The sequence below is a fragment of the Allomuricauda sp. TY007 genome, from assembly GCF_010468565.1.
In the GTDB taxonomy this organism is placed as follows: domain Bacteria; phylum Bacteroidota; class Bacteroidia; order Flavobacteriales; family Flavobacteriaceae; genus Flagellimonas.
In genome coordinates, this window is the sequence record NZ_WUEG01000001.1 from 28199 (window position 1) to 41420 (window position 13222).

11 protein-coding genes are annotated in these 13222 nt (G+C 42.1%); 10 read left to right on the forward strand and 1 reads right to left on the reverse strand.

What is annotated here, in order from left to right:
• Positions 1-40: 40 nt before the first annotated feature.
• The 4 genes from GO009_RS00115 (at position 41) to GO009_RS00130 (ending at position 4178) form a co-directional block, all read left to right on the forward strand.
• Positions 41-2311, forward strand: coding sequence for a TonB-dependent receptor (locus GO009_RS00115; RefSeq protein WP_163624122.1), 2271 nt, complete (start codon positions 41-43; stop codon positions 2309-2311).
• Positions 2312-2385: 74 nt separating this feature from the next.
• Entirely contained in the window at positions 2386-2676 is a 291-nt protein-coding gene (locus GO009_RS00120; protein WP_163624123.1) for a nucleotidyltransferase family protein, read from the forward strand.
• On the forward strand, positions 2669-3001 hold the full coding sequence (locus GO009_RS00125) for a DUF86 domain-containing protein (protein ID WP_163624124.1): 333 nt from the start codon (positions 2669-2671) through the stop codon (positions 2999-3001). The genes GO009_RS00120 and GO009_RS00125 overlap by 8 nt, the downstream gene beginning before the upstream one ends.
• 34 nt (positions 3002-3035) lie before the next feature.
• On the forward strand, positions 3036-4178 hold the full coding sequence (locus tag GO009_RS00130) for a lycopene cyclase family protein (protein WP_163624125.1): 1143 nt from the start codon (positions 3036-3038) through the stop codon (positions 4176-4178).
• Here the strand turns inward: GO009_RS00130 and GO009_RS00135 are convergent.
• Positions 4175-5158 (reverse strand): polyprenyl synthetase family protein, encoded by a 984-nt coding sequence (locus GO009_RS00135; RefSeq protein ID WP_163624126.1) that lies wholly within the window; start codon positions 5156-5158, stop codon positions 4175-4177. The genes GO009_RS00130 and GO009_RS00135 overlap by 4 nt on opposite strands.
• A 173-nt stretch (positions 5159-5331) precedes the next feature.
• Here GO009_RS00135 and GO009_RS00140 point away from each other — a divergent pair, with 173 nt between their 5' ends.
• The 6 genes from GO009_RS00140 to GO009_RS00165 all read left to right on the forward strand — a co-directional run bounded on the left by GO009_RS00140 (position 5332) and on the right by GO009_RS00165 (position 13173).
• Positions 5332-5880 (forward strand): RNA polymerase sigma factor, encoded by a 549-nt coding sequence (locus GO009_RS00140; protein ID WP_014032873.1) that lies wholly within the window; start codon positions 5332-5334, stop codon positions 5878-5880.
• Positions 5870-6310, forward strand: coding sequence for a hypothetical protein (locus GO009_RS00145; RefSeq protein ID WP_163624127.1), 441 nt, complete (start codon positions 5870-5872; stop codon positions 6308-6310). The genes GO009_RS00140 and GO009_RS00145 overlap by 11 nt, the downstream gene beginning before the upstream one ends.
• 212 nt (positions 6311-6522) lie before the next feature.
• A complete protein-coding gene (locus GO009_RS00150) occupies positions 6523-7128 on the forward strand; it encodes a TetR/AcrR family transcriptional regulator (RefSeq protein ID WP_163624128.1) in 606 nt (201 codons plus the stop codon).
• Positions 7129-8460, forward strand: coding sequence for a TolC family protein (locus GO009_RS00155; RefSeq protein WP_163624129.1), 1332 nt, complete (start codon positions 7129-7131; stop codon positions 8458-8460).
• 24 nt (positions 8461-8484) lie between these two features.
• Entirely contained in the window at positions 8485-9669 is a 1185-nt protein-coding gene (locus GO009_RS00160; RefSeq protein WP_163624130.1) for an efflux RND transporter periplasmic adaptor subunit, read from the forward strand.
• Between the two features lie 9 nt (positions 9670-9678).
• Positions 9679-13173 carry an efflux RND transporter permease subunit gene (locus tag GO009_RS00165; protein WP_163624131.1) on the forward strand — a complete coding sequence of 1165 codons (3495 nt, stop codon included), beginning with the start codon at positions 9679-9681 and terminating at the stop codon, positions 13171-13173.
• Positions 13174-13222 lie beyond the last annotated feature (49 nt).

A 13222-nucleotide genomic window follows, 5' to 3' on the forward strand; every position in this document is an offset into this window, starting at 1 on the left:
AATCTATTTTTAGTTTTGTCTAAATTTAATTTTATATTCATTGAAAATAATTTGTAGACATATCGTCTTTTTGTTGCTTGGTTTTATAAGCATCTGTTCTTTTGGGCAAACAGCATCTTTAAATGGAAAGGTTACGGACAACGGAGAACCAATACCCTTGACAAATGTGGTGTTGAAAGGAACCAAAATAGGAGCTGCTACGGATATTGATGGTCTTTTTAAGTTGGCAAACGTTCAGCCAGGCGACTATGTATTGTTAGTAACCTCTTTGGGGTATCAATCGTATCAAACCAAAATCAGTTTAAGCAACAATGAATCCAAAACCATCAACATACAACTGGAACCCTCTGCACAAAGTTTGGATGAAACCGTGGTAACAGGGACCCTAAAGCCTGTAAGCCGTTTGGAAAGTCCTGTTCCAGTAGAGGTCTACTCCCCTACTTTTCTTAAAAAGAATCCTACTGCAAGTGTTTTTGATGCGCTCCAGAATGTGAACGGGGTGCGTCCGCAAATCAATTGCAATGTGTGCAACACGGGAGATATTCACATCAACGGATTAGAAGGGCCATATACCCTTGTCCTTATCGACGGGATGCCGATTGTTAGTGGTTTGGGAACGGTTTATGGCCTTACGGGGATTCCCAATTCCTTGATTGAGCAGATTGAAATCGTAAAAGGTCCAGCATCCTCACTTTATGGTAGTGAAGCGGTTGGTGGTTTGATCAACATCATCACCAAAAATGCATTGAGCGCTCCCGAATTTTTTGCCGATGGCTTTGCCACGGGTTGGGGCGAGTACAATTTGGATGTGGGCAGCAAAATCTCGGTTGGAGACAAAACAAACCTACTTTTGGGACTCAACTACTTTAATTATGACGTTCCCGTAGACAATAATGGCGACAATTTTACCGATTTGACGCTACAAGATCGTATATCTATTTTTCAAAAATGGGATTTTGAGCGAAACGACAACCGTTTGTTCTCTTTGGCGGGACGCTTTTTTTATGAGGACCGTTGGGGTGGCGAAATGCAATGGACGCCGGAGTTTCGTGGTGGCGATGAAATTTATGGCGAAAGCATCTACACCCGAAGATGGGAAGTATTAGGGAAATATCAGTTACCGCTTGAAGAAAAGTTCCTCTTGTCTTTTTCCTATAATGACCATAGCCAGAATTCGGTGTATGGTGATACGGAATACTTGGCAGACCAACGTATTGGTTTTGCACAGCTTACTTGGGACAAAACTGCGGGCAAACACGATTTGCTGTTTGGGAGCGCGGTTCGGCATAATTATTACGATGACAATACCCCTGCTACCACCGAAGCTGACAACATTTGGATTCCCAGTCTCTTTGCTCAAGACGAATATAGCTTTGCGCCGAAACATTCCTTTTTGGCAGGGCTAAGGTATGATTACGATCAACGGCACGGCAATATTTTAACTCCTCGAGCTGCTTACAAATGGAAAATTTCCGATAACGATATTTTTCGGGTAAATGCAGGAACCGGGTTTCGCGTAGTGAACTTGTTTACGGAAGACCACGCTGCACTTACAGGCTCCAGAGAAGTTATCATCGCGGAAGAATTGAAGCCAGAACGGTCAGTCAATGTCAATATCAACTATTTAAAGAAAATTTACAGTGACAATGGTACTTTTATTGGGCTGGATGCTTCGGCGTTCTATACCCGTTTTTCCAACGTTATTTTGCCGGATTACGAGACCAATCCCAATCAAATCATTTATGATAATCTGGATGGAAAATCGGTTTCCCAAGGGGTAAGCGCCAACTTGGATATTGTCTTCCCCAGTAGTCTAAAGATTATGGTGGGGGCCACTTGGCAAGATGTGAGCAGTACCGAAAATGGAGTGACCCAACAACAGATTTTGACCGAAAGTATTACCGCTACGTGGAATTTGTCGTACACCTTTCACTCGTTAAAATTGACTGCGGACTACACGGGAAATTTATACGGTCCGATGCGATTGCCGCTTTTGGGTGACCTGGACCCGAGACAGGAATATTCACCTACGTGGAGCATTCAGAATATCCAGTTTACCTACAAAGGGTTAAATAATTTTGAAGTGTACGGAGGTATCAAAAACCTGCTGGACTGGACTCCGAACCAGGGTAATCCCTTTATCATTGCCCGTGCGAACGACCCTTTTGACAAAGAAGTGACTTTTGACAGCAATGGCAATGCCGTCGCTACACCGAACAATCCCTACGCCCTTACCTTTGACCCCGCTTATGTGTACGGCCCCAACCAAGGCATTCGTGGGTTTTTTGGATTACGGTATACGGTTTTTTAATGCCAAAATAGTTTAATTCACTCCAAGAATATTCCAAAAAAGAATATTTTGAGTCGGAATTGTTAACTTTGAGTGTGGAAACAACCCAAAACATAACAAACAAGCTTTCAAAGCTTAAGGTACATTTAAAAGAGCGCTACCCAATAGCTTCTATGGCCTTGTTCGGTTCCTATGCCCGCAATGAGCAAACAGATACCAGCGATGTTGATATTATGGTAGAGTTTGATGGGAAAATAGGAATCAGATTTATCGATTTGGCTAACGAGATTGAAAAAGCTTTGGGTTTAAAAGTAGATTTGGTTTCCAAAAAGGGTATCAAAGAGCAATACCTGAACACTATCCTATCCGACTTGATCTATGTCTAAAAGAGATAATAACCTTTTGATTGGTGACATGATTGAGTCTGCACAAAAAATCGTGCTTTACACTAAAGACATGGGTTTTAATGATTTTGAAAATGATAGCATGACAGTTGATGCGGTTATCAGAAACTTTGAAATCATTGGTGAAGCAGCCAATCGATTGGATGAAGAGTACAAAACAAATAATCCAGATATTGAATGGGATCACTTGAGAGGATTTAGAAATCGTATTGTTCACGAATATTTTGGGATAGACTTGGAAATAGTATGGCAGATAATCGAGGATGATTTGCCCAATCTTTTGGATGCATTGAACAATAAGCTCTAATAAAAATCCACTTCCTCTCCCTATCTTTGACATCATGCCCAACTACGATTACATCATTATAGGAGCGGGAGCTGCTGGCCTTTTGTTGGCCGATGCCTTGGGCAAGGATGAATTCTTTGCCTCCAAATCCATTTTGGTACTGGACAAGGACAACAAAACCCAAAATGATCGTACCTGGTGCTTTTGGGAACAGGGCAAAGGGTCATTTGATGATTTGGTCCACAAAACTTGGGACAGTATTTATGTGGGCGGACAACAGCTTCAAAAATCCACTTCCATTGCGCCCTACACCTACAAAATGCTCCGCGGTATTGACTTTTACAATCACTTTTTACCAAAGGTAAAGACCTATCCGAACATTACTTGGATTCAGGAAGAAGTGACCGATATGCAAGAGAAAGAGAACGAGGTTTTGGTAACCACCCCATCACAGATTTATACGGGCAAAAAGGTGTTTACTAGCTTGTACGATGCATCAATCCCAGCAAAACAAAAGGAATTTCCCGTTTTGCAACAACATTTTTTTGGATGGCAATTAAAAACCGACCAGTCTGTTTTTAATCCGGGCGAAGCTACTTTTATGGACTTCTCCGTGCCCCAAAAAGGCAACACGCGCTTTATGTATGTGCTGCCGATTTCCGAAACCGAAGCCTTGGTGGAATACACTTTGTTTTCGGAACATCTGTTGGAGAAAACGGAATACGAAGAGTCCATCAAAATGTATATCGAGGAGAAGTACAACGATACCCAATACACCATTCAGGAAACCGAGTTTGGCAGCATTCCAATGACTTGTTATCCGTTTCATCAACACAATACCAACCGAGTTTTTCATATTGGGATCGCGGGAGGTTGGGCCAAACCTAGTACAGGTTATACTTTTTACAATACGAGTCAACAAGTGCCTAAGTTGGTAAGCCACCTAAAAGCGGGCAAACCTTTATCCGAGTTTCACCAAAGAAGCAGATTTATGTTCTACGACATGCTTTTGTTGGATATTCTGTACGAGAACAATCACTTGGGACATGAAATTTTCGAGTCCATGTTCAAAAGAAGGAAGGCTTCCCTGATTCTAAAATTCCTCGAAAACGAGACCAATTTATGGGAAGAGCTAAAAATTGTGACCGCTCCCAAACCGATGCCGTTTATCAGCGCATTGTTCAAACGGCTGTTTTAAACGGTTCGCTCCATCAAACTTTTACCAAACTGCTTTAGCAAGGCTTTGTTTTTATCGGGAAGATTTGTTTCAGCCAAAGCATCAAATGCTTTTTGGGTAAAATCTTGGATGGCTTTTTTGGTTTCCTCAACTGCCCCGCTTTCCTTAAAAATGGTTTTCACCGCCTCCACTTTGGCTGTGGAGTCTTCAGGTTTTATGGAATACAGGTGCAATAAGCCATCTTGATCATCTTTGGAGGCTTTTTCCAACGATTTTAGGAACAAATAGGTCTTTTTGTTCTCCATAATGTCTCCCCCCACCTGTTTGCCAAAGGTTTTGGGGTCGCCAAAGGCATCCAAATAATCATCTTGCAACTGAAAGGCAATGCCCAGATTGCGTCCAAACTCGTAAATGGCATCGGCATCTTTTTTTGGTGCATTGGCCACAATGGCTCCCATCTTCATTGCAGCGGCGACCAACACAGAAGTCTTGTACTCTATCATTTTAAGATATTCCGGAATGGTAACATCGTCCCGGGTCTCAAAATCCACATCGTATTGTTGGCCTTCGCATACTTCCAATGCGGTTTTACTGAACAACTTTGTGAGTTCTTTGTATGTTTCCGCTGGGTAGCTTTCAAAAAATTGATAGGACAGGATCAACATGGCGTCACCAGAAAGGATTCCTGTATTAACATCCCATCTTTCATGCACCGTTGTTTTTCCGCGTCGAAGCGGGGCATCATCCATAATATCATCGTGCACCAACGAAAAATTGTGGAACATTTCCACTGCCAATGCTGCATCCAAGGCATCCTCCGCTTTTACGCCAAAGGCCTCGGCCGTCATCAAAGTAAGTATGGGACGCATCCGTTTGCCTCCCAATCCTAAAATATAGTGAACGGGTTCGTACAAATTCTTGGGTTCCCCCAACTTAGTCCTTGTTTGTAAGTGCGTAACAAACTGCTCCCTATACTGACCAATGATATCGATATCTGACATGGAGTCAAAAATACGTGCAAATATTTAATTTAAGGTTGGCGTATTGTTTTAAAAGAGGATTACAAAGCATCCAAATCCACAAAAAAGCATCCTTTCAAAAAAAATTGTGGAGAAATTGCAATAGAAAATAATTTCTTCGTCTCTATAGATGAAAAGCAACCCGAACCATCTGAATGGCAGCCAAAACCGATAATCGAAATAACCTGACCGACTTCTTTAATGAGGAGTATGGCTCGTTGCGCTCTTATGTGCAGTCGAGGATTCAGGATACATCGGAACGGGATGCCGAGGATATTGTGCAGGATGTGGCCCTGCGAATGTTTTCCAGATCGGATGATGCCATGCCCATAACCAATGTTGGTGGATTTGTGTACAATGCCATTCGCAATAGGATCATTGATATTATGCGTGGCAAAAAGGAGAAAAAGTTGCCCAGCGAGGATATTGACCAACAATGGCGGGAGTTTGCGGATTTCTTTTATGGTGATGCGGATAACAGCTATTCACCAGAGATGGAACAAGCCCTAAAAAAAGCGGTCGAAGATTTGAAGCCCGCATATCGCGATATTGTAATCGCCATAGATTTTGAAGGATACAATTATAAACAAATAGCAGAAAGAACCGGAATACCGGCAGGTACGTTAATGTCGAGAAGGCATCGTGCCATGTCGGAACTATCAAAAAAGTTAGAGAATATTAAAGAACTGAGTTATGGAACATAAAAAAGAATTCGAGAAAGCCGTGGAAAAAAAGGTGAAAAGCACCGTAAAAAAAGTGGTTAAAATTGTTGCCATGGTCATTTTGGGAATCCTGATTTTCCTATTGGCCAATTATTTATTGATGCGCTTATGGAACTGGCTCATGCCCGAGCTTTTCGGCGTGGGTACGGTTACTTACTGGCAGGCATTGGGCATTTTTGTGTTGGCAAAGCTCCTATTTGGATTTGGTGGCGGCGGTGGAGGAAAAAGCAAGGGAAAATCGAGTCACAAAAAGAAGATTAAATCGTCCAACAAGTGTGGTTCTTGGAGAAGGGACTTTGACGAGTGGAAGCACTACGACCAATTTTGGAAAGAAGAAGGCGAAGAGGCATTTAAGGCCTATGTAGAAAAAATCAAAAACGAAAATCATGATACATCACAAGAAGAATTCTAAGAAAAGATATTTACTGCAGTTCAGTCCATTTTTCTGGCGGTTGGGAAACATTCGTACCGAACATGGCAACAACGACCACCAAATTTCCCCAGTGTTTAGCGATAGTACAGAGTCCAATTAAAAATAGACATTGAACCTTCGTTAAAAAATTGTAAAACCATGGAAACTTTTTTTGTTTTTAAAGTTTCCGTACCTACATTTGCCCCCTGATTATGAGGGAAAATATTATACAAAAGGCAACTGAAATGTTCTTAAACCTAGGATTTAAGAGCGTTACCATGGACGATTTGGCGCATGAGATGGGGATTTCCAAAAAAACAATCTACTCCCATTTTAAGAACAAAACGGAATTGGTAGAACAGACCGCAATAACGATGTCCGATATTATCACCTGTGGCATAGACGATATTGTTGCGTTCAAGAAAAACCCAATTGAAGAACTATACGAAATCAAAAAATTTATAATGGTACACTTAAAGGACGAAAAATCATCCCCATTGTACCAGCTGCAAAAGTATTATCCAAAAATCTATACCTCACTTAAAGAAATACAATTTGAATGCACCCACCGTTGTATTGCCGAAAACGTAAAAAGAGGCATGGAACTGGGCATATACAGAGACAACCTAAATGTTGAATTTGTATCCAGAATATACTTTACTGGTGTTACCAGCATCAAGGACAATAATTTGTTTCCCACAGAAATATTTAGCAAACCTGAATTATTGGACTATTATTTAGAATATCACCTTAGGGGCATTGTAACGCCCAAAGGAAGAAATGTACTCAACTCAATCATCAATTCAAATCAAGAATAAATGCGAAAAACACTAATCACCTTACTATTTATATTGCCCTGGTTGGCAACCGCCCAAGATACCATACCCAGCTTTAGCTTGGACCAGGCCATAATTTACGCCCTGGAACATAATTACAGTGCTCAAAATGCACAAAGGGACATTGTGGACGCCCAAAAACAAAAATGGGAGACCATTGCTTCGGGGCTTCCCCAGATCAATGGAGCAATCAGTTATCAAAACCAGTTGAAACAACCCGTTTCCCAAATACCGGCCGAATTTTTTGGTGGAGAACCCGGAACTTATCAAGAAGTGGTCTTTGGTCAAGCACAATCCATGTCGGCCACCGCCACCTTGACCCAGCAAATTTTTGACGGATCGTACATTGTAGGCGTACAGGCCACCAAAACCTTTTTGGACTATAGCCAGAACAATAAGGAAAAAACCGAATTGGATGTGCGAAAATCGGTTGTGGAAGCCTATGGCAATGTACTTTTGGCGCAAGAGAGCGTTCAAATTTCCGAAAAAAACAAGGCTACACTCGAAGAAAACCTTTATGAGACCAAGCGAATCTATGAAAACGGCCTTGGCGATGAGGAAAGTGTGGACCAGTTACAGATTACGCTCTCCACGGTGGACAACCAACTTAAAAATGCACGCCGCATGGAGAAGATAACCTTGCAAATGTTGAACTTGGTGCTGGGACTTCCCATTGAAACACCTACAGTTTTGACCGAGAATCTGGACGACCTAACCCAAAATCAGATTGATCTGGGACTGATTGATACACAATTCAATATAGAGAACAATGTAGATTATAAGTTGGCCGCCAACCTCAACGAGCAACGCTATTTTGAATTAAAATTGGCCAAAAGCCGCGCTTTGCCAACACTTAATGCCTTTATAAATTATGGAGGAAACTCCTTCAGTAACAATTTCAACTTTTTGGACAGTGGGCAACAATGGTTCGGTTCCTCCATTTTGGGGGTCGACCTCAACATTCCAATTTTCAGCTCACTGAAAAGAAGTGCCAGTACGCAACGTGCCAAGATTGCTTTGGAAAAGGCCAAGACTCAGTTTACCGAAGCACAGGCGCAGATCCGCCTTCAGTTGGAAAGCGCTAAAAGCGATTATATCCTTGCAATAGAACAATACGGCACGTCCAAGGACAATTTGGAACTGGCGGAACGCATCGAGAACAAAAATCAAATCAAATATTCAGAAGGTTTGGCGACCAGTTTTGAATTGAGACAGGCCCAGACCCAGTTATATACCAGTCAACAAGAATATTTACAATCCATGGTCGACGTGATCAACAAGAAAATAGCACTGGAAAACATTTTAAATCAATAATCTAAAGGAGAAAACCATTCCATCATGAAAAAAGCAATATATATATCACTAATAGCAGCAGTTCTTGCTTCATGCGGAGGCAGCGGCAGCAATTCTTTGGACGAAGTAATTGCCAGTAAAGATGTGGAAGCCATTCGAGCAAAACGCAATTCCGTTACCGAAGAACTTAAAACACTGGAGAATCAAGTTAAGAAGTTGGACGAAGCCATTGCAGAACTGGACGACAATTCAAAACTGCCATTGGTATCTACAATTACCGTAAATCCTGAAAAATTCCAGCACTTTTTAGAATTACAGGGCGATGTTAAAACAGACCAAAATGTACTGGTTTATCCAGAAATGGCGGGCACACTTTATCGTGTGTACGTTAAAGAGGGACAACGGGTGTCCAAAGGCCAGTTATTGGCTTCGATTGATGACGGCGGACTCTCAAGCCAGTTGGCTCAATTAAAAACCCAAGCGGAATTGAGCAAAACCACTTTTGAACGCCAAAAAAGGCTTTGGGAGCAAAATATCGGTTCCGAGATCCAATACCTACAGGCCAAAACCAATTACGAGGCCCAACAAAATGCGGTAAAACAATTGGAAAGCCAAGTTGAAAAATCTTCCATCCGGGCACCATTTTCGGGCATTGTGGACGATGTAATCAAAGATCAAGGAACGGTGGTAAGCCCAGGGCCAGGTTCCGAGGTTTTTAGAATAGTGAACCTGTCGGACATGTACATTGATGTGGAGGTGCCAGAAGCCCATTTGCCCAATGTAACCCCTGGTAAACTCGTAGACGCCTATTTCCCCGTTTTGGGAGAAACCATTACTACCAAAGTACGCCAAACTGGAAATTTCATCAATCCCAGCAACCGCTCCTTTATTGCAGAAATACCCGTACCCAACAAGAATGGCCATATAAAACCGAATCTAACGGCACAGGTAAGGATCAACGATTATACCAATGAAAATGCCATCCTTATACCACAAAGTATAGTTTCGGAAAATGCAGAGGGTGAACAATATGTATATGCTATCACCGAAGATAATGGTGAGTTTACTGCCAAAAAATTAATTATCAAACCAGGTAAAAAACAAGGCGATTATCTAGAAGTCCTTGAAGGTATTTCAGCTGGAAACCAAGTAATAGTTGAAGGCGCTCGCAGCATAAGGGATGGGCAAACTGTTAAAGTACTGGACACAACTACAACTGCAAAAAACTAATTCACCAAAATGGAAAAAGCTAAAAAGAACGCAAACAAGGAATTCCGCCTTTCATCGTGGGCCATAGACAATCCGTCTGTGATCTATGTAATGATCGGGTTGTTCTTTATCATAGGTTTGTCTTCCTATTTTGCCATGCCCAGGGAAGATTTCCCTGAAGTGGAAGAAACCAAAATATATGTAAGTACCGTGTATCCCGGCAATACGGCTGAGGATATGGAGCGTTTGATCACCGATCCTCTCGAGGATGTGCTCAAAAATGTGAGCAACGTGGTCGAAATCACATCAACCTCACAAGAAGATTACTCCATGATCATTGTTGAGTTTGATGAAGAAATTTCGGTTGAAAACGCAAAACAAGAAGTAAAAGACGAGGTTGATACCGAAAAAGCCGGTGAAGACTGGCCCATTTTCAACGGGGCCAAGGTAGAGCCCAATGTTTTTGACCTAAACTTAGCGGAATCCTTTCCGATAATGAATGTGAACCTCACGGGAGATTATCCGGTAGAAAAACTAAAGGAGTTTGCCGAATATTTGGAGGATGAAATTGAAGACCTCCCCCTAATAAAAGAGGTAGATATAAGAGGTGCGCAGGAAAAAGAGGTTGAAATAGCGGTAGATGTCTATAAAATGATGGCTTCCAGAGTTAGCTTTGATGATGTGATCCAGGCCATATCCAACGGAAACATGACCATGTCCGCCGGTAACTTGATCACCAGTGGTCAACGTAGGACCATACGCATTTTGGGCGAAGTCGAAAAACCTTCAGAACTGGAAAACTTTGTGGTCAAATCCGAAAACGGGGCCATTTATCTGCGTGATATTGCCACTGTATCGTTTACCGAGGAAGACAAGACCACTTACGCCAGGGAACATGGTAAGCCAGTGGTCATGTTGGACATTAAAAAAAGGTCCGGAAAAAATACTATTGAAGCATCTGAACTTATACGAGATTTGGTGGATGAGGCCAAGGAAAATTACTTTCCAAAAGACCTAACCGTTACCATTGCCAACGATTCCTCCAGCAGGACCCTGAACCAAGTGGATGATTTGGTAAACAACATCATATTCGGGATTATACTCGTTGTAACCGTATTGATGTTTTTCTTAGGCTTTAGAAACGCCCTTTTTGTTGGTTTTGCCATACCCATGTCCATGTTCATGTCTTTCATGATTCTTACGGCCTTGGGTTATACGCTGAATACCATGATCCTCTTTGGATTGATCATGGGACTTGGTATGTTGGTTGACAATGGGGTTGTTGTGGTCGAGAACGTATATCGACTCATGGAGCAAGAAGGCTTGTCCCGCAAAGAAGCTGCCAAAAAAGGTATTGGTGAAATTGCCATACCCATCATCATATCCACGGCAACCACGGTTGCTGCTTTTGTTCCCTTGGGAATGTGGCCGGGCATTATGGGCGAATTCATGATTTTCTTCCCCATTACATTGTCCGTAGTACTAGGCTCTTCATTGTTCGTGGCCATATTCATGAACTCTATGTTGGTCTCGCAGTTTATGCAGATTGGTGAAAAGGAACTCACCAAAAAACAATTGATCAGACTCAGCCTAATTTTAGGGATGTTCGGACTGTTCATATACGTTGTAGGAGGACCCGTTCGTGGCCTTGGCACATTAATGATAGTCGTCGGTATCATGTTCTGGATATACAAATATTTCTTGAAGCCATGGGCACGGGGATTTCAGACCAATAGCTTGGTAAAACTTGAAAACTTTTACGAACGTCAGTTAAAAAAAGCGCTCAAAGGCAGAAATGTGTATTGGTACTTTGGACTTACCTCCCTTCTCTTGATTTTATCATTTGTTTTCTTCGGGATGTCGTTGCAAACACAACGTACAAAAGTGGAGTTTTTTCCAGACAATACGCCCAACGAAATTTATGTGTACATCGAGTATCCACAGGGAACCGATATAGACAAGACCAATGCCATTACAAAGAGCATTGAGGAAAGGGTCTATGGTGTAACGGGTAGGAGCAAATACAACAAAGGGGACTTCAATTATCTGGTTCAATCCAGCGTATCCCAAGTAGGTAAGGGAGCCGAAAATCCATTTACCGAGGGAGGTTCTGCTGCAGAAATGCCACATCGCGGCAAAATTACGCTCTCCATGCGCGAGTTTAAATACAGGAATGGGCTGGATACCGAAGAGCTTCGCCAACAAATTCAAGATACGTTGTCCGGTGTGTACCCAGGTGTAACCATTTCCGTTGAAAAAGATGCTGTTGGCCCTCCTGCCGGCTATCCCATCAATATAGAGATAGAAGGCCAAAATTATGATACCTTGATAAACACCGCTGAACGCATGCGCAACTTTATCAACAGCAAGAACATTGCAGGTATCGAAGAGCTTAAAATAGATGTGAATAAAGGCAAGCCCGGCATACAGGTTACAGTGAACAGGGCCAAAGCAGGAGAGCTGGGTGTTTCCGTAGCTCAAGTTGGACAGCAATTACGTAGATCTATTTTTGGTGATAAAGCTGGGATTTACAAAAAGGACGGTGAAGACTACGATATCAATGTTCGTTTTAACCAAGATCTTCGTTACAATACCAGTGCCTTATTCGACCAAAAAATCATTTTTAGGGATCCCTCCAACGGTCAAATAAAGGAAATTCCCATTTCTGCCGTGGCAAACCAAGAAAACACCTCATCGTTCAGTGCCATTAAGCACGTCGATACCAAACGGGTGGTTACGGTATACTCCGCTTTAAAACCCGGATTTACGGATGCCGGTGCCATTGTTGCGGAGATCCAGGAAGAAATGCAGGAGTTCAAAGCACTCCCTGAGGGGGTTAAAATTGATTTTACCGGTCAAATTGAGGAACAAGAAAAGCAAATGTCCTTTTTGGTAAGCGCATTCTTTTTGGGATTGGGATTGATCATGCTTCTTTTAATTTTCCAATTTGGTGGCATCTCCAAGCCCGCTATAATCATGATGGCCATATTCCTAAGTTTTATAGGAGTGTTTGGAGGATTGATCATAACAGGGTGGCCATTTGTTATTATGATGACCATGATGGGAATTATTTCCTTGGCAGGGATTGTGGTAAATAATGGTGTGGTATTACTTGATTATACCCAAATCCTTATTGACCGTAAAAAAGTGGAACTAGGCATTTCCGATGATGAACTACTGAATCGAGAAGATGTTACGGATGCCATAATCAAAGGAGGTAAAGCTCGTTTACGTCCGGTTATACTAACGGCCATCACAACCGTTTTAGGATTGATTCCATTGGCCATAGGATTAAACATTAACTTTGTTAGCCTGTTCTCCGATTTTGATGCACAGGTTTACATGGGTGGTGATAATGTTATATTTTGGGGGCCGTTGGCCTGGACGGTTATTTTTGGTTTGATAGTCGCCACATTCTTAACATTGATTATTGTGCCGGTACTGTTCAATATCAGTTACAGGCTTAAAATATGGATTCAAACATTGAAGGCCAAAAAAGTGGAGCCAAAGGCGATAGAGGAATAAATGTTACTTCCCCAAAAATAGAAAAGCCCCGGCCAAATTGGCCGGGGCT